Consider the following 20,992-nt stretch of genomic DNA (forward strand, 5'->3'; position numbering starts at 1 on the left):
GGCGGGGCCTGGCAACCCGCTACGACAAGACCGCCACCAGCTACCTTGCCGGACTCCACCTACGCGGTGCCATGATCTGGATCCGCAGCCTCCGACCGACATGATCCGAACCTGGAACAGGCCCTAGCGCATACCGGGCCGCAGCGGATGCGCACCCGTATGAGCGATGACGATCAGTCAGGAGCGCCTCGGACATCCGCAACGATGACGTCCCGCCAGGTCGCCACCTTCGATCGCCACGGATCAGGAGGTCGACTGCCCGTAAAGGAAGGCGCAATCGATGGACAGGCCCCCCACCCAGTCGGTGACGTCAGGTCAGGAGGCGGCTCGGCCGTCCCGGGGGGCAAACGTTCGGACCGCTTCGGCGTCCGTGGTGACCGCCCGTACATAATGCTCGGCCCAAGCCCGGCAATCACGGTAGCCCGACTCCTTGGTCACCCGATCCACTGCGCCGTCGACATCGAACAGGGTGTGCCGCAGCTGCACCTGCCCGCCGCGCAGCAGGGCCCAGGAGCTGCCGGCCCTGCCGTACGGCATGCCGATGCTGCCGGAGTTGACGACAAGGCGCTTGTCCACGAGTCGCATGAACGGCATGTGGGTGTGCCCGCACACGATGGTCCGTACGTCGTCGCGCAGGTCGGCGAAGACCTCCGCCCATCGGTCCAGGCGTGTGTCGACGAGGACGACTTCGTCGTCATCGCGTGGCGTCCCGTGGCAGAAGACCACCTTGCCGAAGCCGTCGACCTCCATAGTTACCGGGTGGGGGAGCTCTGCCAGGAATTTCACGTCCTCCTCCCGCAGCTGCGCGGCGGCCCAGAGGTCGATCTCCCACGCTTGGTCGGCCGGGAACTGACCTCGCGCCATCTCCGCGAGCTCCCGGTCGGCGTTGCCGCGGACCAGGACCGCCTTGTCGCCGAGCGCGCGCAGCCGGTCCAATACCTCGACCGGCTGCGGACCTGCCGCGTGGTCACCGGTGACGACGATCAGGTCAGCTGCCATGACATCGGGCTCGTCAAGTACCGCCTCCAATGCCGGCAGCACACCGTGGATATCGGACAGAACAGCGACACTTGCGACCATCGGGTGACCTTTCGAAGACATCGGGCATTCGGGCTGCCGCAGGCCATTCGCCCGGGCCGAATGCGGAGAGTTTAGTCGTGCGCCTCCGTCACCTCCAGCCGGAAACGGGACAGCACTTCAGCCATACGTTCCCGCACGACGCCCGAATTCTCTCCCTCGATGTGTACATGGCCGCTGGAGGCGTTGGAGGCCCGTGGCGGGTCAAGGCGGTCGCCTATGGCGGCGGTGAGCACGGCGGAGATCACGCCAGGCAGGGCCGTCAGTTCCGCCGGGGATGAGATGCCCGAGACGACGCCACGGCGGGCCGGCAGCAGCAGATGGCCCACCGAACGGTCGCGGGTGTACGTCAGCGTTGGACGGCGGCCTACATACACGTCCGCCGCCGCGGCCAGCATGTCGAATCCGCGGGAAAGTCCGTGGCTGGTGGGTAATTCGGCACCACCGAGACGCGCCGCTATTTCTCCCATGACGAACGATCCGTCCTGGTCGATGAAGAACTCGGCGTGCAGATAACCGGCGCGGAAATTGAGCGCGTCGGCAATGCGCTGGGCCACCGCGCGCCCGTCAACCGGTTCCGGCTCCGACGGGGCCAGCGTGATGTCGGCGTTCATCGCCCCGTCCAGGGTGTCCAGCACGGGTGCCGGGTTGACCGCGATGTAAGCATCCAGCACCTGGCTGTCGTGCACCAGCGCGCACAGCTGGTGCTCGGTGCCCCGTACGTACTCCTCGGCGATCCACCGCCGGTCCGGGCAGCTCCTCAGCGTCAGGTCGACCGTGGCCAGCCGGTCGGCGTCCACCTTCCAGGTGTCCACCGCCGAACCGGAGACGGTCGGCTTGACGACGACAGGCCATCCGTACCGTTCGGCGAACTCCTTCACCTCGGTGGCCGAGTTGACCGCGCGGAACCGTGCTGCTGGCAGACCCGCGGCGGCGAACAGTTCTTTCATGGCGAGCTTGTCGGTGGCCAGCCGCACCTGCCGGGGGGCCAGGTGCGGAAGCCCGGCTGCGGCCGCGAACCGGTGCGCCAGGGGCTGCGCCGCCTCGTCGGGATTGCAGAAGAACGTAGGACGCGGCAGGCCCAGGCCGGAGAGCCACCGCCGGTATCGCGCGGCCTCGTCTTCCGCTGGGGCACCGGCACGCAGGTGGAACGCCGGCCTACCGTCAGGCACTTCGACCGTGGACGTCTCGGGACGCAGCAGGACCGTGTCGATGTCCGGCCGGTCCAGCACGTGCCGGGTGAAGCGCCGGCGCCGACTGACCACCAGCAGCAGCGCGGGACGCCCTGCGCGAGAGCCGGGTGCGCTCATGGGGCGCCCTCGCTCACATGGGAGTGCTCCGCCAGCAGCCGTGCCAGCGAGTGCACCACCTCCGGCCTCCCCGAGATGTCGATCCGGGTACGCCTCGGCGACCGCCTGTGCATCACGGTCCGGCCGCCGGCGTGAACCAGGGCGTGGCCTGCGGCAGTGTCCCACCACGGGAGCGCCACCGAGACGTGGGCATCCAGGGCACCGGTGGCCGCCCGCAGCAGGTCGCACGCCGCCGAGCCGGTGCGCTCCACCTCGTACCGCTCTCCCACCAGACCGAGGATCGCCCGGGCCTCGACGAGCTCGGCTGCACCGTGCGGAAGCGCGACGGACACTCGAGCACTGTTGGGCGCGGCGGGTGGGTCCCGGGTGAAGTCGCCGTTGAGCGCGCCGTCGAGTAGGGCCAGCCACTGTCCGTCGGCCGGCCGGACGATCGCGGCGGCCAGGCACCCCGCTGCGGACACCGCGGCGATGCTCACCGCGTAGTGCGGCGAGGCGCGGACAAAGTTCGCCGTGCCGTCGAGCGGATCGACGACCCAGGTCACCCCGCTGTGGCCGGGCCGGTATCCGGACTCCTCGGCAAGGACCGCGTCAGCGGGCCGCGTCCTGCTCAGCAGGTCCGTGATGACCGACTCCGCTCTGAGGTCCGCCTCGGTCAGCAAGTCCTCCGGGCCGGTCTTCCGGCTCACGCGGTATGTCCGGCGGGCCGTGGCGCGGATCTCCGTCGCCGCGCGCTGCGCCATGGTGATCGCGAAACGTTCGATCTCCGCCACGGTCACCTCACCCCCGCTCCCCGATCCCGCCGCGCAGCCGGTCCTGAACGATGTCGATCACCTGGTTGAGACAGGCCGTGACCTCGCCCTCGGACTGCCCCTGCACGGTGACGGTGGCCGCGGCCTGGTTCCAGGCGCTGGGCCTCGGCATGAAGTCCCCGACCTGGAAACGCAGCTGGGTGTCGATGATCCAGTCGGTGGCGGGCGGAGTCAGGTCGGTCTCAAGGCGACCGGGCGGCGCGTACACCAGCGCGTAACCGGTGAGGTGGTCGGCCGGGGGCGCGGGCCGGGCGATCTCCTCGCCCAGGTGAGCCCGGACGGCCATCTCGTCGAGGCTGACGCCGGTGCGTGACTGGAAACCGGGGATGATGCCCCCGCCGCCCGGACGGCCGCCGATCTCGCAGAAGACCACCTCGTCTTCGTTCAGGAACACCTCATGGTGGGTGACACCGCTGAAGTGCGGATAGCAGGCCAGCACGTCGCGGTTGAAGCGCAGGAGCCGGTCGAGCGTCTCCCCGGGGCCGACGGCAACGTCCCGGAAGGCGCCGAGGTGCCGGTACGACGTCGTCTCCTCGATGCTCCGGCCGGCGGTCGCGGCGAGCGGTACGCCGTCCAGGACGACGCTGTCGATGTGGAAGAGCGTGCCGTCGATGCGCTCCTCCACCTCATGGGTGTCGGGGGTGATGCCGGCGCTGGCCGTTCCGCCGATGAACAGGCGCAGGTCATCGGGGCCGTCCAGGAAGGTGATCCCGGCGGAGCTCTCGCCGCGGCGTGGCTTCGCCACTACCCGGCCGTGCCGGGCGAGGAGGTGCTGGGCGGCGCTCTCGGTGAAGGGTGCGTAATCGGGGACGCGGATGCCGTGTTCCCTCAGCCGGTCCTTCATCGTGACCTTGTCCCGGTAGCCCAGGACCTGCTGTTCCGTGGGCCCGGGCACCCCCAGCTTGTCCCGAAGCCTCGCGGCGGCCAGCAGCAGGCCCTCGCTGATGGCCACAACGCGCTCCACGGGGTGCCCGGAGGCGCCGTGGTGGAAGAACGCGGCGGCCTCCAGTAGCCCTTCGTCACCGCGAGGGATTCCGACGACCGTGGCCAGCTCGTCACCGCGCGCCTGGTCTAGTTTGCGGATGTCGGTGACGAGGTGGACGCGGTTCTCGTCCGACGGCAGGAACTTCCGGCCGTCGGTGTCCTGGTAGTAGTGGTAACCGATGTGGTCGATCACCAGTACGTGCCTCGGCCGGCCGCTCATAGCGGGCCGCACTCCGCGTAGCGCGCGGCCAGCTCGTCGGCCGCTTCCTCCACGTCGGCGAGGGCCAGTTGTTTGCAGGTGTACCCGAGTTCCTCCCGCATGATCTCCACGGACTCGTCGGTGAACTCCACGAGGCCGTCCTCCGCGATCCGGGCGATCCCGTCGTGGCGCTGGCCGTCACGATTGATCTCCACGGCGTCCCGCTCGCCGAGCTGTGGTGGCAGGTCGAGGGTGGTTCCTTCCTGGGAGATCCGTACGGGATAGCCGCCGGGCAGGCCGTGCCAGCCGGGTACGTGCACCGTGGCCTCGGAGCCGGTCAACAGCGGCTCCAGCACGCCGAGCGCGGAAGCCGCTGTCATCAGCTGTCCCTGACGGCCGCCGGTCCTGCGGTACTCGGTGCGCATCGAGTGGAACGCGGTGTCCACCGGCAGCCGGTCGGTGACCTCCGTCCCACCCTGCCAGAAGGTCAGGTCGTAGGCCGCTCCACCGCTGTCGCCGGTACGGGAGATCCGATGGCTGACGAAATGGTGCGCCACGAAACGCGGCTGCACCTCGGCGGGCGCGCACCCGAGCCGCCGGGCCGCGATGGTCCTCAGCGCGGGCACGGAGTTCGCCACGTTGCCGATGCCGAGCGCGGGGCTCAGGCCCGCCCCCGCGAGGGCGGGGTGCACCGCGTCCGGATAGGCGGCGTTGACCACGATCGCGCCGGTGCCTGAGGCGCGCACCGCCTTCATGAGCTTGAGCGCCGGGTCCAGGTGCATGGGCAGCCAGGGCCCGAAATGGGCGGCGCTGACGCGCGCGAAGCGGTCGGCGGGTAGATCGGAGATGGCGTACCAGGGCTGCCGGCTGGCCGCCGAGAAGATGACGTCGGGGGCGAACCGCGCAATGTCCTCCGCGGTGCCCGACACGTCGGCGAGGTCCCGTACGAGGGGGTCGACCGGGCAGTTCCGGCCCAGCTGTGTCGCGGCGAGCGACATCATGTTCGCGGTGCGGACCACCGCCTCCCCGTCGCGCCCGAGGAGTGCCAGGTGCCGAGGGTGCGAGGTGGCGGTCAGCCCGTGCAGCACCCGCACGGACAGGTCGCCGCAGCCTACGACGAGGATGCGGACGGGACGGTCCCGGTCCCGCCGTACGCGGTCGTCGGAGCCTACCGGCGGCGTCGGGCTCACGACGTCGCTCCGGACAGGAGAGCGGGGACGAACCGGGCGGTGTTCGCGGCCAGTTTCTCCGGCGGGCAGAGCTCGGAGAAGCCCGCCAGCCAGTCGGCGGGCTCCACGGTGTCCCAGTGGGGGTAGTCGGAGCCGAACAGCACAGAGTCGGCGCCCAGTTGCCGCACGGCCCAGGCCACGTGTTCCTCGCCGGGGTCGGGCACCACGGCGAAGTGCCGGCGGAAGATCTCGGTCGGGGTGGTCGCGGTGCCGGTGAGCCGCCGGGTGTGGCTGGTCAACCGCCCCAGCATACTGGGTATCCAGGCGATTCCGGACTCCAGCATGACCACGCGCAGGTCGTCGGGGAGTCCCTCGGGCCGGGTGACCAGATCGGCCAGGGCGATCATGTGCTCGCCCATGTGCCCGAAGGCGTGCGTCATGGCGTAGTCCTCGTAAGCGTCGGCCAGCGGGGACCACTGGAAGCAGCCGGTGCCCCCGTGGACGAACAGCGGCAGCCCCAGCCGCGCCAGTGTGCGGAGCAACGGCGTCACCGCGGGTGAGTTGAGACGGACCGACGGCGTGCGGCCGGTCGGCCGGACCACCACGCCCACCAGGTTCTCGTCGCGCTCGCCCTCGGCGTACCTGAGCAGGGCCTCCTCGCTCCACTGCGGGTCTTCGACCGAGGCGAGGAAGGCCCACTTCAGGGAGAGCGGGGACCGGGCGCAGGAACGCGAGGTCAGGCGGTTGTAGCCGTCGAACAGCTGGAGCCTGGTCGCCTCGTCGTCGACGGCCTGCACCGACAGGCCGACGAAGCCGGGCTGGAGGACAGCGGCCGCGATGTCGTGCTTGGCCATGAAGACGGCGCGGTCTCCGTTCTCACCGGGGCCGATGAGGTGGCCGAGGCCCTTGGGGTTGCCGTGCCCCGGGCCGCTCGGTCGGGGGAACAGCCGGTCGCCGAGCCTGAGTCGGGTGGTGCCCGCCTCGGTGACCACCTCCGGTGCCTCCTCCCGGGAGAGGCCGATCTCCGCCCAGAGCTCGGGCAGATGGTCGGTGAAGTGTGTGTCGCAGTCGAAGAGCTGGATGTCCGGCATGGTTGACGCCTTCCTTCTCGTTCTAGCGGTTGTCGATGCGCGCGGAGTCCTGGCCTTGGCCGCCGGGGCCCATGTGCTCGCCCTTGGCGAGCCAGTCGAGTCCGTCGCAGTCCATGTCGACCCCCAGATCGTCCGCGACCTGCCGCACCACGGCCTCGGTCAGCCGGCCTGCGGACAGCTCGGTCAGGCGCTCGCGCGCCCTGTCGTCGATGGCGCCGGCCTCGTCGAGCAGGCGCTTCGTGATGGGGTACCAGCGGCCCCGCGAGATCAGCCTGGAGTGCGCGACCGAGGTGGCCGCGGCGAGCACGTGGTCCAGGGCACCCAGCGGTTCGCCCGCCGCGACATGGTCGATCGCCAGCAGCAGGGCGCAGGAGGCGCGCCCGCGCCACCACGGCCTCGCTGCGGCGACGAGCGCCTCGGGGCAGAGCGGGGTGCCCACGTCGCCGTGGACGGGGGCCGAGAGCGCGGCCTCGCTCAGCAGGATGTACGAGGGCACGCCACCTGCTGTCTTGGGGTACGCGTACATGGTGAACGCCCCCCGCGCGGCCCTGGCCTCCTCGTGCCGCACATGGGCGAGCGGCCTGAGGCAGACGTCGATCCTGGGGGAGACCGGGACCGTGAACTCCGACTCCTGGAACGGGTGCCCGGGGTTGGCGGTGTGCACCTCGAACGGGTCTCCGAACCCGGCACCGGGCGGGAGCAGCCGGCGCAGCTCCTCGGGGGCCGGGAGCGCGTCCGCGTAGGCGAGGATGTCCCAGTCGCTGTCGGGGCTGGTGGGTTTGCCCCGTGCGCGTGAGCCGGCGACCCGGACCGACCGCACCGTGGGGAGCGCGGCCAGGCCGTCGACGACGTCGCGGACCGCCGGGGGAAGGTCGGGGGCCTTGAGAGCGGCCGTGGTCATGTCTGCGCCTCCTGGGTGTGGCCCTGTCCGGCGAGGTAGTCGGCGGCCGTGCGGCCGTGCGGCGCGGCGCCGAGCCCGCGCAGCAGTTCGGCGGAGAACGTGTCGAACCGTGCGAAGAGCGCTGGACCGGGCTCCTTGCCGTGGTCGAGCAGGCTTCCGGCCTCCTTGAACAGCGGTGACGGCCGAGCCCCGGTCGCGAGGACGGCGCCGATCGTGCGGCCGAGGTTCTTCACCTCGTGCAGGACGCGGCCCTCGGCGGCCAGCGCGCTGACGAGGAGGTGCTCAACGGCCAGCCGGAACAGCACCGAGGCGTCGAGCGGTAGCCCGTCGGCATGGGCCGTCATCGCCTTGTGGCGGAAGTGGTCGGCTGTGAGATAGGTGGTGGCGCAGTGGAAGGCGGGCAGCCACCGCACCCCGGTACGCTGCCGCCAGCGCTCCACCGTCTCGGCTCCATGGAGCACCTGGCCGCCGCGGAGCCTGGAGAGGAATCGGATCTCCAGCACGTCGAGCACGGGGAGTTCCAGGTCGGGAGTGCCCGGGTCCTGGATCCGGGCCATACCGGCGGCGAGCTCGGCCAGGTCGTGCAAGGGGCGTGGACGCAGGACGTCCATGTTGACCGGGGGGTCGTCGGAGAAGAGGTGGTTGTGGGCCAGGCTCATGGGCCGCAGCACCGATCCAGTGCCCTCGTGGTCGGGGGTCCAGTCGTCCGGCGCGTCGAGCACCAGCACATTTACGTTGGAGCCGCGCATGGCCACGCCCTCGGCGGTGGACCCGGCCAGCAGGACGCCGCTCCCCTGTGGCCAGCGGAAGCGCCCGAGCAGCGCGGTGGCGTCGTGGACGGCGCCGTCGTCTCCGGCGTCCGTGGTTTTGTCGGTGGCGTCGTTCAAAAGTTCCTCATCTCCGGTATGTGCCGTGCCTGCCGGACGATCAGCACGGCGGGGACACAGATCAGCCCGCCGACGGCGGCCACGAGCAGCGTGGTGCCAGTGGAGGTGATCCCGGCGAACGCGCCGGTCAGCGAGTAGGAGATCGGCACCAGGACCTGCGACAGCGCCCAGTCGATCCCAAACATGCGTGCCACGTAGGCGCGTGGCACGGCGCTCTGGAGGAGCGCCCCCCAAAGAACCGCCGAGACGGCCAGCGCGGCGTTGATCACGAAGCTTCCGATCAGCGCTGGCACGAGCGAGGCATCGAAGGCGAACCCCACGAGCCCGCCCGCCATGCCGCCCCACGCCAGGTAGAGCCAGAGCAGCGTGCGCCTGTCCAGTGACCTTCCGCCGACCAGGAGCGCGCCGGTGATCTGGCCGACCCCGCCGACGGCCAGCACCAGCCCGTAGGTCTGCGCGCCGTGTGCTGCGTCGCCGTGGAGGATGAAGGGCACGAGGACGTTCCACGGCCCCATGACACAGATCACGGTCACCGCTCCGGCCGCGAACGCGTAGAGCAACCACTTGTGCTTCCACACGTACCGGAAGCCGTCGAGGCTATCCTCCAGCAGGCTCGGGCGCTCGTTCTGCGCCAGTGGCTCACGCTCGGCGCTCACCCTGTACAGGAAGACGAACGACGCGATGAAGGTCAGCGCGTCCGCCACGAATACCCAGTCGGCGCCGGACCTGGCGACCAGCGCGCCGCCGAGGGCCGGCCCGATCAGCCGCCACATCAGGGGGCGGATGACCTGGTCGACCGAGTTGGCGCCGACCAGATGCTCGGCCGGTACCAGCGCCTGCACCATGGTGTTGAACGCCGGTACGAAGGCGGCCTCCGCGGCGGCGAAGACGGCCAGCCCCACGTACAGGTACCAGGTGGTGAGCAGGTCGGCCAGGCTCAGCAGCCCGATCGCCGCCAGCATGGCCGCGCGGAGCAGGTCCGCGGCCAGCATCACCCGGCGGGCACCGTACGTGTTCACCCAGGTACCGGCGAGGAGGGCGGCGGGCAGTGCGGTCACCGCCATCACCACGCCGGTCGCGGCAAGCGCCGTGGTGGTGTCGCTCAACGACAGCACCAGCCACGGCAGGGCGACGAACATCATGCCGTCGCCGAGGAGCGAGACGGCGAATCCGGCCCACAGGTAGCGGAAGTTCTTCTGCCTGAACGGCTGGAGCTGCGCCGGGCGCCCGATCCAGGCCGGCAGCGCCGACCGGCGCGTTCGCGTCACTCCGGCCCCCCTGCCTCCCCGGGCAGCTCGAACAGGCAGTGCCAGTGGAACGACCCCGGTGCCGAGTGCTCTTGGTCGTACGCCTGGAGAAGCTCCGCGGGCTCGTTCATAGCGATCAACTCCGCGGCGTCGCAGTAGAAGTGCGGATGCACCTTGTCGTCGGTCGCGTCCGGCTGTACGAAGGCTCCCGGCCCGACCTCGATCCCCTTGCCGTGCTCGTGGTTTCGGCGCGAGAGCATGGTCAGCTGGTACAGCCCCCCGGTCCGCAGCACGCGGTGGATCTCGCGTACATGGCTCCGCGCCGCGTCCCGGTCGCCGTGGTAGATCGCGTTGTAGGCCAGCACGTAGTCGAAGTGGTCGTCCGGATAGGGCAGGTGGCTCATCGGCCCGATCCGCAGATCGACGGGCACGCCCGCCGCTTCGGCCGCCGCACGGCTCTGCTCGATCGCGGTGTCGCTCGCGTCGACCGCCCAGCAGGTGAAGCCGGACCGGGCGAAGAAGACGGCGTGTCGTCCCACCCCGCAGGCCAGGTCCAGCACGTCCCGTACCTTCCGCTCGCGCAGCAGGCCAAGGGTCTCCGCGACCCAGGGAGCGACTGTGGACCAGTCGGCGCGGCCACCGCCGGTCTTCCAGACCTCGTCCCAATGGCGGTGCGCCGTGGTGCTGTTGCTCGTGTTCGGTGTGGTCATGTCTGCTCCCATGAACCGATCAGTTCGGCGCCGAGGTCGGTGACGTTGGAGGCCCCGAGGAGGGCCATGGTGTGGTCCAGCTCTGTCAGCAGGGACGTGAGCGCGTTCGCGGCACCGTCCCGGCCGCCCGACGCGAGGCCCCACAGCACCGGCCTGCCGACGAGGACGGCGCTCGCGCCGAGGCTGAGCACGGACGCGATGTGCGCCCCGCTGCGTACGCCGGAGTCGAACAGGACGGGCACCCGGTCGCCCACCGCCGACAGCACGGCGGGCAGCGCGTCCACCGACGCCACGTGGCGGTCGGACTGCCGGCCGCCGTGGGTGGACACCTGTATCGCGTCGACCCCCGCGTCCACGGCCCGTTTGGCGTCCGCCGGGTGCAGGATCCCCTTGACTACCAGCGGGAGACTGGTACGCGACCGCAGGTTCGCCAGGTCCGCCCAGTCCACGGCGGGGTCGGGAAACACGTCCGACAGGAAGTCGGCCGCGGTGAGCGAGGGCGTGCGCCTCCTGCGGTGCTCAAGGAGACCGAGGAAGGACGGGTCCCGCACGATGGCGGGCGGTGCCGCGTCGAACCGGCTGAACCTGTTGCGCGCGTCCCGGCTGCGACGGCCCACGACCGGTACGTCCACGGTGCAGACCACCGCGCTCGCCCCGGCCTCCTCGGCCCTGCGCAGCATCGACCAGCTGACCTCGCGTTCCCGGAGCAGGTAGAGCTGCTGCCACAGGCCGGGGGCGGCCGGTGCCACGTCCTCGACGGGCCGGGAGCTGAACATCGACAGGGTGAAGCCGAGGCCGAGCGAGTGGGCGGCCGCCGCGGTGGCGACCTCGGCATCCGGGTGGCACAGGGCCTGGAGCCCCATGGGCGTCACCAGGATCGGCGCGGCCAACGGCCGACCGAACAGCTCGGTCGTGGTGCTCCGTTCGGAGACGTCACGCAGGGCCCGCGGGGTGAGCCTGATGGCGTCCAGGCGTTCCACGTTGCGCCGCATCCCCGATTCGTCCCCCGCGCCGCCCGCGCAATAGTCGAAGGCCGACTCGGTCATCAGGGACCGGGCCCACTCACGGTCGGTCGGCGTCTCCGCCACGGCTCGGGTACCGCGCTCGGCGCCCGCGTCCGCCGTGGAGGCGCCCAGGGGCGCCGGCTCGTCCGCCGCCGTAGCGGCCCCGTTCTCTTGCCCGTGCGATGCCCGCGCCCCGGAGCCCGGGCCGCGCCCCGGCACCCGGCCCTGCTCGGTCAGCTCGAACAGTCGCTCCACGCCGACGAGTTCCGACGAGACCGAGGTCAGCCGCCGGGAGCTCATCACCTCTCGCAGCACCCGGGAGGTCTGCGCCACCAGGCTCCGCATGACGACGTTGGCGAAGAGGACCGTCACCGGGCCGTACTCGGCGAACGCCCGGGCGTCGGTGTCGGGCAGCACTGTGGGCGCCAGCACCATGGGGCGCAGCGGTGCGATCTCCTTCACCACCGGGAGCAGCTGGTCCGCGCTCGCCCGGTTCGCCTGCGCGAACAGGGCGTCCGCGCCGGCGGCCGCGTAACGGCGTAACCGCTCGACGGCCGCGTCCGCCTCGTGGCCGGCCACGAGGGCCTCGGTCCTGGCGATGATCCTCAGGGAGCGGCGGGCGTCCACCATGGCGGAGATCCGGCCGGCGAAGGCCTCCGGGTCGAGCAGCTCCCGGCCGCCGAAGCGGTCGTCGAGCGAGTTCCGTTTGGGGAAGAGGTTGTCCTCCACGCAGATCGCGTCGGCGCCCGCCTCCTCGTACAGCTTGGTCGCCAGGACGGCCAGTTCGTCGCTCCCCCGGCCGGTGTCGGCGTCGACGTAGATCGGCAGTGCGGTCACGGCCCGCACCGAGCGGATGATCTCGGCGACCTCGTGCGGCTCCAGGACCTCCCGGTCCGGTACTCCGCGACTGGTCGACATCTCCAGGCTGCCCAGCCAGAGGACCTCGGCGCCGGCCTCCTCCGCCAGCAGCGCGGTGATGGGGCTGTGTACACCTATGCCCATGCGCAGGTCGCTCATGGGGTCACCTCGTTTCGTCAGGTGTCGCACGGGCGGAAGCGGGCGGTGAACCGGGCAGTGATGTCCGCCGGGTGGTACGGGACCCGTGGCGGTGGCGGCCCGGAGTCGGCTGCCGTGCGTACGTGGATGAATCCGGTCTGTTTCGCGCCGACCGCCTCGGACAGTGCTGCGGAGAACTCCTCAGGATCCGTTACGGACACCGCCGTCGTGTACCGGGCGGCCCGGGCGATGCCGACGAAGGAGAACCCGGGCGCGGGCGACCGCTGCCCACCAGTGCTCTCGTAGGCCTGGTTGTCGAGCACGATGTGTACGAGCGGCCCGCGCGCGGTGGGAGCAAGCGCCATGGCGGACATGCCCATGAGGGTGTTGCCGTCGCCCTCGACCGCGAGCGCCGTCCTGCCCGACCGCTGCGAGAACCCGATGGCCAGGGGCAGCGCGAGGCCCATGCTTCCCATCATGTAGAAGTTCTCGTCGCGGTCGGCGAGGGAGTGCAGGGCCCGGGGGTTGAGCCCGTTGCCGATGAACACCGCCGCGTTCTCAGCCTCGGCCGTACGGGCGATCCGGGCGAGCACATCGTCTCTGGTCAGCATCCTTTCTCACTCTCCTTCGGGGGCGCAAAGGACCGCGATGGGGCCACGGGCAACGACCGCTTGCCGCTGCGCCGCGCGCAGCTGTTCCGCGATGTCCGCGGTGTCGCCGAACCGGCAGCGCAGGGCCGGAATACCCAGGGCCTGGAGCATGGCGGGGGCCGGCCGGCCGATCACGTTGTGGTGGGGCACGTCGCGGCCGTCGTGTCCTGCCCAGGAGACCAGCAGCACCATCGGGACCCTGTAGACCAGCGCCAGGCTGGTCAGGGCGTCGACGCAGGTCCCGAGCCCCGCGCTCTTCATGAACACCAGAGGCATCGCACCGGCGAGGTACGCCCCCACCGCGAGCGCGACGCAGTTGTCCTCGCGCGTCCCGGGTGAAAAGCACTCGTCGGCCCGCTCGTGCGCAGCCAACGCTTCCAGGAATCCGGCCAGATGGGAGTCCGGTACGCCCGTGATGAAGTCGTATCCCGCTGCGAAGACCTCATGGATCAACACCGAGTTCTCCGTCGCCCGATGCGTGGCACTCACGTTCACAACCGCGTCTCCCGTCGGCCGGCGATGGCTTCGGTCGGCTGCCACCAGGGGGCGAGGTCCCCGCCGAGGTCGCTGACCCAGATGTCGCGTCGTACGCCGTGGCATCCCCGCCACTTCTTGCTCTTCTCGTAGCCGAGGCCGTAGTCGATCACCCGGACCTCCTCGGTCTGCGCGACACGAACCGGGGAATAGAACATCGCGTCGAAGTAAGTTCTGCGCGACGCGGAGTTCTCGTAGTCGAACCCGCACCAGAACACGTGCCATTGGTCTGCGTACGCGATGAAGAGGCTGAAGCCCACCACATCTCCGGCGCCCGTGACGCAGTGGAACAGCCGGAGGCTGTCCGCGGGGAACAGCGAGACCAGACGCTCCAGCCTGGACCGCTCCACGTCCCAGGTGCTGTAACCCCCGTACTTGGCGATGAGGTTCATACGCAGCCGTACCTCCGTGGCACCGAGTCCGGCCGTGTCGGCGCGCACGGTACGGACCCCCGCACGAGCCAGGTCCCTCAGGTCCCAACGGACCTTCTGACGGCTGGTCTTCGGCAGCCCGGAGACGTAGTCGTCGAAGCCGCCCGCGGGGACGTCGAGCATGGACCGTACGGTGCCGCGCCGCCGGTGCCAGGCAGCGTCGGCGTCCAGGGTCGCTGGCAGCGCCGATCCGGCCGCGTACAGTACGGCCGCGCAGACCGCTCCTGCCCGGTGCGCCCACCGGGTGACCTCGGCGAGGAGGGCACGGACTGCTTCCTCCGCGAACGGCGCCCGCACGGCTACCTCGCAGTCGTAGCCGGGCTGCACGAAGGCGAGGAAGGGGAACACAGTGGCCCGCTCCGGCCCTCGGGAGAGCGGCCTCTCCTGGTCGGGGAAGACGGGAGGGTCCCGCCACAGCAGGTCGTGGATGTTGAACGACTCGTAGGAGTCGGGGTCATCGATGAGGTAGCCGGTGGTCGCGGCGACGGTGATGCCGTCTTGTACCAGCCGGAAGAAATACCCGCGGCCGGGCGGCCGGTCTCCCATCATCTTCAGCCAGGTGGGCGAGGTGAGGAAAGTGTGGTCGGGCCACTGGTCCGGAAGATTCTCGTCGACTACAAAAACCCGCGACTGGGTGCGAACGGCTGCGATCTCCTGTTGTTTCACCGTTTCTCCCAATGGGCAGGGCACTTTCCGCTCAGTGGTTGGCCGTCGACCTCGGGAAAGTACTGCTTCCATTTCTCTGCCGTGGAACCCTGACCGTCCCCGGCGTCCGCGAGCAGGGGCACGTCCTCGTATTCGGCAAGGCTCCTGCGGATTCGGCTCTTTGCCGCGCGTCCCGCTGCCGTGGAACCGCTGATGGATGTGAAGACGCTCCTGCACTGCACGCCGATCACCAGGCATTCGCCGAGCGTTCGGCTGCGGCGCGGACCGTATGCGGGACAGGTGCCGAAAGTGAAGAGCGGTTCCCCCGCGAAGGCGAATTCCCACTTCGGGTCTTCCAGGTCGTCCGGCACACCGGCCGGCCACGGATCCCGGTCGTGTTCGTGCAGGGCGGAAAGCATGTTCCAGAACAGGTCCCGGTACCAGGCGAAATCCCTGTCGGCCTGAGGCGGTCCTGCCATAATGAGTAGGGAAAGACGCTCTGCCGTCAGAGCGCGCTGCATCCCAACGAACGCCCTGAGGCCGCGCGCCACCGCCTTCGCCTCGCTCGCGGAATTCTGACGCAGATCCCAGTAGGTGTAGTGGTTGGTCCCCTTGTTCTCACCGATGGACCCGAAGTGGCAGGGGTACGGGGCGGGGTGGGCGCCGAGCAGGGTTCCGCGCACCCGTCGCCGTTCTTCAATGGCCCATTGCGGGGTGCCGTGCGGGGCCGCGCCCTCCCCACCGGCCCAAAGCCGTGCTGTCGCCGCCTCAGCCATGAGCGGCGGGCTCCGCGCCGGTGTCGTTGAGTCGTGGAGCATCCGCGGGGCGCGCGGGCTCCGGCCGGTCCTCGGCGTGGGTGAGGGGTGGGAAGTACTGGCAGGTCGTCAGTACGGCGCGAGCCCAGGGGTCGACCGTGATGCCGTGGCCCTCCAGGGTCCGCCAGAGTCGGCCCGTGTCCACCGGCGGTTCGTCGGGGGTGAAGGACGCGGTGAGCGCCCGTCGGAGCAGGAGATCGGCGGTCCCCTCCAGACTCTTCGCCATCCGGGTGACGAATTCGCCGCTCAGGGGGACTCCGTCGAGCGCGCCCAGGTGCCGGGCCATGGTGGCGGCCTCCGCTCGTGGCAGGAGCTCCCACAGGTGCGCCACGAGGCCGCGTCTGAGCTGGTCGCGCACCTGGAAGAAGCCCCGGCGCTCCCCGGCACCAGGTGGGCTGTCGAGGAGGCCGGCAAGCAGGCGCGCCCCGGGAGCGCCCAGGCGGGTGGGAGAGTCGGGCAGTTCGCTGGGACCCGGGTTGTTCCAGTCCCTGACGAAGAAGGTGTGCCAGTCGAGTTCGGCCTCTTCAGGGCTGTCCGAGACGTGCAGTAGCCCCAAGATCGTGTTGACCGCGCCGAACCGGAGTCGGAGGGAGGTACGCGAGGCATTCTCCAGCGGACCGGAACCCTTGAGCTCGGTGAAGTGCTGATGAATGCCGGGCGAGCCCCGCAGGAGGAGCGCTAGCGAGGGGCCGAGACCGTAGAGTGCGTCGATGGCGCGGTACCGGTACGTGCCGAAATGTATTCGCTTCCGGGCGAGATCGTCATATATTGCGTCCAGCAGCAAACTTCCGGGTTGCACGACCCGGGCCGCGATTTCTTCGCAGCCGGATAACAGTACTTCGTCCACAACGCGGCGCCCCACGCCGCGAATGAAGGAGTCCGGGCTCACAACCACCACTACACTACGGGACCAGTCCACGGTCTTTCACATCCCTTCGCACTTGCGTGAACGACTCGCAATAGCACGTGTTCTTCTGGCAGGCGTGACTGAAAGATGCCGTAAAGGACGTAAGCAGGTCCGTGTCGAATACGGGCCATCGTCATGGGGTATCGGCCGGACCCCGGTACTGGCTCGTGGTACCTGCGGTATCCGTCGAGTAACGCCTAGCTAGAAGGTGGCGCTCGTCCTCTGGTGGTGCCGGATTCACCCTACCGGCATCCACATTGCAGCCTACGTGTCACGGACCGAAGTAAAGCTAAGTAGTGAAATCTGACTGGTCAATGGGATTGGCAAGGGGGGGAAGGGGGTCAGGCCATCATGTCTCATGGGCGCTTTCTACTTACTTTGTCCGGTATCGTCCCAGTGTTAACTGGAGATTCATTGACCGGCAAGCCGCGATGCGACGCGAGCTTCACGATGTATCGCCGTGAATGAGGTGTTTTGAGTGGGCGGGTAGTTGACGGCCGAATATTCACCATCGAGATCTTGTGGTCAGTTCCGCGTGGAGGCTGTGCACACTTACGACAGTTTTGTCGCTTTCGCCCCCTGGCGTAAACGGCGCCGTGCTCGGAGGCCAGTACTACAGCCTCAGATCTTCGTGATGTGATCGGGCGTGGTCGGGTGGTGCTCGCCAGGGGCGGAGGCGGGCGGGCAGCGGGTCGCCGCGCCGGGTGTAGTGGCTGGCGGTGGCCCGGGTCTGGTGGAGGGTTCGCCAGTGGTGCTGCTGCAGGTGGTAGGCGGGCTCGTGGTGGGCGACGAGGGCGGTGGCGGCGAGCACGCCGGCGAGTGCCGGAACGGTCAAGCGGATCAGCGGTAGGCGGTCATCTCCTCCGTCCGTCTGCCTTTTCCCTGATCATCGCCCTGTTCGGGGGCGTTGCCGGAGGCTGTGTGGTCCCCGGGCGCGGGTGTCTGCCCGGGGTCGGGGTGCTGGGCGCGTTGGACGGTCAGGAAGGCCAGGGCGAGCATTGCGCAGGTGACGTGGCGGTGCCAGGAGTTCCAGCGGCGGACCTGGTACTGGCCCAGCCCGGTGGTCTGTTTCGCCTGCTCGTTGTTCTCCTCGATCTTCCAGCGCACTCCGGTCCGGCAGACCGCCTCCGGCGGGGCGGCGTCGCGGCGGTGGTGCACGAGGAAGTAGGCGTACTCGAAGTCCACGCGCCTGCCTGCGAGTTGCTTCTTGTCGGTGGAGCGGCGGATGAGCAGGTGGTGGGCGAAGCCGCCGGCGGGCTGCTGGCCGGGCAGGGTCACCTCGAACCAGGCCCAGTCGTAGTACCGCTGGCCCTTGGAGCCCTCACCCTGGCTGCTGCGCTCCCACCGGTCGCGGGCGATCGCGTAGTGCAGCAGGTCACCGGCCTTCTGGACGGCGGGCTGGTACGGCTTTCCGGGCGGGCCGGCCACCGGCAGCGTGACCGGGACCCCCAGCACGTAGGGCAGGGCATTCTCGTGCAGGAAGGCGCGCAGGGCGGGGTCCTTGCCGTAGTCGGCGTCGGCGGCCACCCAGGCAAAGGGCAGGCCGCCGTCGATGGCGCCGCGCAGCATCTCGACGCCCAGCTCGGGCTCGGTGGCGAAGGCGATCTCCTCGGGCACCCCCGCGTTCCGGCGGCGCGACGTGTCCTGGGCCCGGACGGCGGGCAGGTACAGGCGCCGGTCGTAGAAGGTGTGCCCGGCCCTGGCTGCGTAGGTAAGCATCACCATCACCTGGCAGTTGCGCACGTCCCCGGTCACCCCGCAGTGCTGGTGGGCCACCCCGACCGACTGCGTCCCCTTCTTGATCACCTGGGTGTCGTCCAGCACCAGCGTGGCTCCCGCATCCCCGAGATGGGCGGCGATGTAGCCCTGGACCTCGGCCAGCAGCGCGTCCGCGTCCCAGGACGCCTCACCGAGGAACTTCTGGATCCGGTGCGGGGTGGCGTGCCCGGCCCGCACCGCCATCGTCCAGCCGTTCTTGCGGCCCAGGTCCGACAGCAGGCCCTCGACCAGGTCGGCGAACACCTCCCGCGGCTCCGGCCGCGCGAACAAATGCCCCAACCCCGCGGTGAGCGAGGCCAGTTCCTCCGCCCACCCCTCCACGTGCTCCGGCGCCACATCGACCAGCATGACCAGACAACGACATCACCGATCAGCAGTCACAAGACCTGAGGCTGTAGTACCAGCACCTCTCTGAGCGGCGGAGCGACGACTGAGCTGGCGAAGGTGGGGGCGCCGTCGGGGCTTATCGCCTGGGGCGGGGATGCGAATTTGGACACCTCACAGGGGTGGCTGGATGGGTGGTCTGTGTTGAGCGGTGGGGCAGCCCGGGAGAGGCGGCCTATGCCCGGGGCGGGCCTGCGCCTGGGCTTGACCTCTGGCTGGAGCCGATCTGACGGGTGTTGGACGGTCCGGCGTGCCGAACGATGCGGCAGTCGGCTGGCTCGGGCGCTGCGGGGACTTGGGTGGGCCCGGAGTGGGCACCGGACGCCGACGCAGGCAGAGGTGGGGGCTCTGCTGGGGCGCGATCAGCCCGTCACGTGCCTTCCCGGTGTCGAGTGGCCCGAGGATGCGATCCCTCGGGCCACCCGACGCCTTCCCCGCGAGAGGCGCGAGCGGACCCGTCATCGGCTGCTGCTGCCGTTCGCCCCCACGCGCATCGTCCGGCTCAGGGCGACCGAGCCCGGGCTCTGGTACGGGAAGCTCTCGTGTGGGCAGGGCTTCAACTGCATGACTCGTACGGCGCCGTTCCCGATCTGGCTGATGGGAGCCTGCGGATCACGCCGAGTCCGCCGCCGGCCGCGATCACGGCTCCGGGGTCTCCGGGGTCGTCGAAGTCACCGTTCGCCGGGACGCGGGCGGCGACGTTGCCGACGGCAGCGGCTCGTTCCCGCAGGCGCTCGATCTCCAGGTGCTGGGCGGCAATCTGAGAGAGGTCACGTCGCCTGAAGTCTTTGAGCACCCCCAACTCGGCATCACGTTGATCCAGCGGGGACTTGAGAGCGGTGTTTGCCTCCTTGAGCCCTTCTATATGCGAAGCCCGTGGATCAGGGATGGGTGCGGCTCGGTTTGAAGGACGGTGATCACGCCGCGAGAGTGAGGCCGTCGCGGTAGCGGATCGCGTGAACCCGCAGGTGCTCGCGCTGCGTGTGATACTCCCAGTACTCCTCGAAGTCGCCGTTGCTGATCACCGCGCGGAGCTTGAGGACGGCCTCGGCCCCGGCCAGGCCCCAGCGGGCGCCGGTGATGTCCATCCGGTCCTTGATCAGGTGCCGGCACGCCCCCTCGATCACGCCTGTCGCGATCGGCCAGCCCTCGGCGAGAGCGATGTCGCAGCCGAGGTAGGGCAGTTTCGCGCGCAGGTAGCCGACCGCCTTGTCCACTCCGGAACGGCGCTGGTCGTCCAGTTCCTCCGCATCCGCCTGTGCTTCGAGCGCGTCGGTGACCTGAGCGGCCTCGCCGCCCAGCACGCGGAGCGCAGTCTGGCCAACCCATGCCTCCGCAGCCGGGTCGGTCCTGGCGAAGAAGCACCAGGCCGCGCCCCAGAGGTACTCGATCACATGGACGAAGTCGATGAGGATGCGCACCTCCGTGCCCCGGACGTCGCACTGATCATGGATCAGGTCCAGCTGGTGGCGGGCGCCGTCGACCAGCATCACCCACTCCCGCTCCCGGTCAGGACCGCGGCGCTCGGCCTCGTCGAACACCGTGCCGATGACCTGCTCGGCGTCGCGCTCGACAGAGGCGGTCAGCCACTTCGCCCGCGCCCTGGAGCGTTCGGGGCGATCCGTGCGATCGGTGTTGTCGCCACCTCTGATCACATCGCCGGGTTCACGCGGCATCGGCGCGAGGTCGTAGACCGCGCCGACGGTCGCCATCCGTTTGCGCCCGTTCTTCTCCCCGCCGGCCAGGCGGGTGGCGAACGGCCCGCCCCCGGATGCGGCCTTCTTCGCGGCGGCCCGCCTGGTCTCCTCGCGCAGCGCCTCCGGGCGCATGACAATCCCCTTGCTGTCCGCCGAGAGCACCAGCAGCATCTCCTCGGAGCCGGAGCCGGAGCCGGAGCTGCGTGCGTATGCGTAGAAGTCGTCCACGTCCGCCGCGGCGCGCTGGACCAGCTGCTCGACCTGCCGCTTGCCCATGTGCGTACCGGTGGTCCGCTCGATCGCGGCGACCGCCGCCTCGAACGAGCCGCGCACCGCCTCGACGGCGGCGAGCTTCTTCAGAACGTGGGAGTGCAGTGCGGCGGGCAGGTCCAGATCGGTCCAGATCCGCGTCGGTGGGGTATGGGTTGGCCGCTCCCCTGGCGCGGTAGGCGATCCGTTCCACCTCCACGGTGCCGAACTGCGTGGACAGCAGCCGCTTGTGGCCCGCCTCGGCGGCGCGCCGCACCACCTGGTCGGATCCGGCGACCTGCGGCAGGCGCTCCTCGCGCTGCGCGCGCTGCTCCGGCCACTCCTGCAGCATCGGGCGGTGCGCCTCGCGGCCGCGCGTGGTGATGAACTCCTCCACCTCGGCGTGAGAGGCGTCCTCGCGGTCGGACAGGCCGGCGAGCAGCTGCTCGAAGGCGGCGCGGGCGGCGGGAAACGCCCCGGCGGGCACGGCGGGGCCATAGGCTGGCATCGGGCTCTT

General features: G+C 70.1%; 19 protein-coding genes and 1 pseudogene. All 20 read right to left on the reverse strand.

The annotated features are described in order from the left end of the window. Window positions 1-315: 315 nt before the first annotated feature. Window positions 316-1,080: a metallophosphoesterase family protein gene (locus SCWH03_RS25060; protein ID WP_173266675.1), complete on the reverse strand. Its 765-nt coding sequence runs from the start codon at window positions 1,078-1,080 to the stop codon at window positions 316-318. A gap of 71 nt (window positions 1,081-1,151) precedes the next feature. Then, window positions 1,152-2,387, reverse strand: coding sequence for an ATP-grasp domain-containing protein (locus SCWH03_RS25065; protein ID WP_173266677.1), 1,236 nt, complete (start codon window positions 2,385-2,387; stop codon window positions 1,152-1,154). Further along, on the reverse strand, window positions 2,384-3,157 hold the full coding sequence (locus SCWH03_RS25070) for an inositol monophosphatase family protein (protein WP_173266679.1): 774 nt from the start codon (window positions 3,155-3,157) through the stop codon (window positions 2,384-2,386). The genes SCWH03_RS25065 and SCWH03_RS25070 overlap by 4 nt, the downstream gene beginning before the upstream one ends. A 7-nt stretch (window positions 3,158-3,164) precedes the next feature. After that, window positions 3,165-4,400: an ATP-grasp domain-containing protein gene (locus tag SCWH03_RS25075; RefSeq protein WP_173266680.1), complete on the reverse strand. Its 1,236-nt coding sequence runs from the start codon at window positions 4,398-4,400 to the stop codon at window positions 3,165-3,167. Beyond that, on the reverse strand, window positions 4,397-5,569 hold the full coding sequence (locus SCWH03_RS25080; protein WP_173266682.1) for a hypothetical protein: 1,173 nt from the start codon (window positions 5,567-5,569) through the stop codon (window positions 4,397-4,399). Before SCWH03_RS25080 ends, SCWH03_RS25075 begins: the two co-directional genes overlap by 4 nt. Further along, complete coding sequence (locus SCWH03_RS25085; RefSeq protein ID WP_173266684.1) at window positions 5,566-6,639, reverse strand: amidohydrolase family protein; 1,074 nt, start codon at window positions 6,637-6,639, stop codon at window positions 5,566-5,568. Before SCWH03_RS25085 ends, SCWH03_RS25080 begins: the two co-directional genes overlap by 4 nt. 22 nt (window positions 6,640-6,661) lie before the next feature. Further along, on the reverse strand, window positions 6,662-7,540 hold the full coding sequence (locus SCWH03_RS25090) for a nucleotidyltransferase domain-containing protein (RefSeq protein ID WP_173266686.1): 879 nt from the start codon (window positions 7,538-7,540) through the stop codon (window positions 6,662-6,664). Beyond that, entirely contained in the window at window positions 7,537-8,427 is an 891-nt protein-coding gene (locus tag SCWH03_RS25095; protein WP_173266688.1) for a hypothetical protein, read from the reverse strand. Before SCWH03_RS25095 ends, SCWH03_RS25090 begins: the two co-directional genes overlap by 4 nt. Then, window positions 8,424-9,695 carry an MFS transporter gene (locus SCWH03_RS25100; RefSeq protein ID WP_173266690.1) on the reverse strand — a complete coding sequence of 424 codons (1,272 nt, stop codon included), beginning with the start codon at window positions 9,693-9,695 and terminating at the stop codon, window positions 8,424-8,426. Before SCWH03_RS25100 ends, SCWH03_RS25095 begins: the two co-directional genes overlap by 4 nt. Then, window positions 9,692-10,384, reverse strand: coding sequence for a class I SAM-dependent methyltransferase (locus SCWH03_RS25105; RefSeq protein WP_173266692.1), 693 nt, complete (start codon window positions 10,382-10,384; stop codon window positions 9,692-9,694). Before SCWH03_RS25105 ends, SCWH03_RS25100 begins: the two co-directional genes overlap by 4 nt. Beyond that, window positions 10,381-12,405: an alpha-hydroxy-acid oxidizing protein gene (locus SCWH03_RS25110; protein WP_173266694.1), complete on the reverse strand. Its 2,025-nt coding sequence runs from the start codon at window positions 12,403-12,405 to the stop codon at window positions 10,381-10,383. The genes SCWH03_RS25105 and SCWH03_RS25110 overlap by 4 nt, the downstream gene beginning before the upstream one ends. Window positions 12,406-12,422: 17 nt before the next feature. After that, complete coding sequence (locus tag SCWH03_RS25115; RefSeq protein ID WP_173266696.1) at window positions 12,423-12,995, reverse strand: thiamine pyrophosphate-dependent enzyme; 573 nt, start codon at window positions 12,993-12,995, stop codon at window positions 12,423-12,425. Between the two features lie 6 nt (window positions 12,996-13,001). After that, window positions 13,002-13,490 (reverse strand): thiamine pyrophosphate-binding protein, encoded by a 489-nt coding sequence (locus SCWH03_RS25120; RefSeq protein WP_173266698.1) that lies wholly within the window; start codon window positions 13,488-13,490, stop codon window positions 13,002-13,004. Window positions 13,491-13,525: 35 nt separating this feature from the next. Further along, window positions 13,526-14,665, reverse strand: a complete 1,140-nt coding sequence (locus SCWH03_RS25125; RefSeq protein ID WP_173266700.1) for a GNAT family N-acetyltransferase — start codon at window positions 14,663-14,665, stop codon at window positions 13,526-13,528. Next, the gene (locus SCWH03_RS25130) at window positions 14,662-15,420 is read right to left on the reverse strand and encodes a YqcI/YcgG family protein (RefSeq protein ID WP_173266702.1); all 759 of its coding nucleotides are present in this window, start codon (window positions 15,418-15,420) and stop codon (window positions 14,662-14,664) included. Before SCWH03_RS25130 ends, SCWH03_RS25125 begins: the two co-directional genes overlap by 4 nt. Further along, window positions 15,413-16,258, reverse strand: coding sequence for a hypothetical protein (locus SCWH03_RS25135; protein ID WP_371872774.1), 846 nt, complete (start codon window positions 16,256-16,258; stop codon window positions 15,413-15,415). The genes SCWH03_RS25130 and SCWH03_RS25135 overlap by 8 nt, the downstream gene beginning before the upstream one ends. Before the next feature lie 721 nt (window positions 16,259-16,979). Beyond that, window positions 16,980-17,201: a hypothetical protein gene (locus SCWH03_RS25140; protein WP_173266706.1), complete on the reverse strand. Its 222-nt coding sequence runs from the start codon at window positions 17,199-17,201 to the stop codon at window positions 16,980-16,982. A 5-nt stretch (window positions 17,202-17,206) separates the two neighbouring features. Then, window positions 17,207-18,493 carry an IS701 family transposase gene (locus tag SCWH03_RS25145; protein ID WP_216854799.1) on the reverse strand — a complete coding sequence of 429 codons (1,287 nt, stop codon included), beginning with the start codon at window positions 18,491-18,493 and terminating at the stop codon, window positions 17,207-17,209. A 592-nt stretch (window positions 18,494-19,085) separates the two neighbouring features. Next, window positions 19,086-19,331 (reverse strand): hypothetical protein, encoded by a 246-nt coding sequence (locus tag SCWH03_RS25150; protein ID WP_173266708.1) that lies wholly within the window; start codon window positions 19,329-19,331, stop codon window positions 19,086-19,088. 115 nt (window positions 19,332-19,446) lie between these two features. After that, window positions 19,447-20,983 (reverse strand): annotated as a pseudogene (locus SCWH03_RS25155) (ISKra4 family transposase). Between the last annotated feature and the right edge of the window lie 9 nt (window positions 20,984-20,992).

It is taken from the genome of Streptomyces pacificus (genome assembly GCF_011766325.1).
GTDB lineage: Bacteria > Actinomycetota > Actinomycetes > Streptomycetales > Streptomycetaceae > Streptomyces > Streptomyces pacificus.

Excerpts from the sequence above, each read along its gene's own strand:
- SCWH03_RS25060 (WP_173266675.1), bottom strand. The coding sequence starts at position 1,080 with ATGGTCGCAAGTGTCGCTGTTCTGTCCGATATCCACGGTGTGCTGCCG.
- SCWH03_RS25065 (WP_173266677.1), bottom strand. The coding sequence starts at position 2,387 with ATGAGCGCACCCGGCTCTCGCGCAGGGCGTCCCGCGCTGCTGCTGGTG.
- SCWH03_RS25075 (WP_173266680.1), bottom strand. The coding sequence starts at position 4,400 with ATGAGCGGCCGGCCGAGGCACGTACTGGTGATCGACCACATCGGTTAC.
- SCWH03_RS25085 (WP_173266684.1), bottom strand. The coding sequence starts at position 6,639 with ATGCCGGACATCCAGCTCTTCGACTGCGACACACACTTCACCGACCAT.
- SCWH03_RS25090 (WP_173266686.1), bottom strand. The coding sequence starts at position 7,540 with ATGACCACGGCCGCTCTCAAGGCCCCCGACCTTCCCCCGGCGGTCCGC.
- SCWH03_RS25105 (WP_173266692.1), bottom strand. The coding sequence starts at position 10,384 with ATGACCACACCGAACACGAGCAACAGCACCACGGCGCACCGCCATTGG.
- SCWH03_RS25110 (WP_173266694.1), bottom strand. The coding sequence starts at position 12,405 with ATGAGCGACCTGCGCATGGGCATAGGTGTACACAGCCCCATCACCGCG.
- SCWH03_RS25115 (WP_173266696.1), bottom strand. The coding sequence starts at position 12,995 with ATGCTGACCAGAGACGATGTGCTCGCCCGGATCGCCCGTACGGCCGAG.
- SCWH03_RS25130 (WP_173266702.1), bottom strand. The coding sequence starts at position 15,420 with ATGGCTGAGGCGGCGACAGCACGGCTTTGGGCCGGTGGGGAGGGCGCG.
- SCWH03_RS25145 (WP_216854799.1), bottom strand. The coding sequence starts at position 18,493 with ATGCTGGTCGATGTGGCGCCGGAGCACGTGGAGGGGTGGGCGGAGGAA.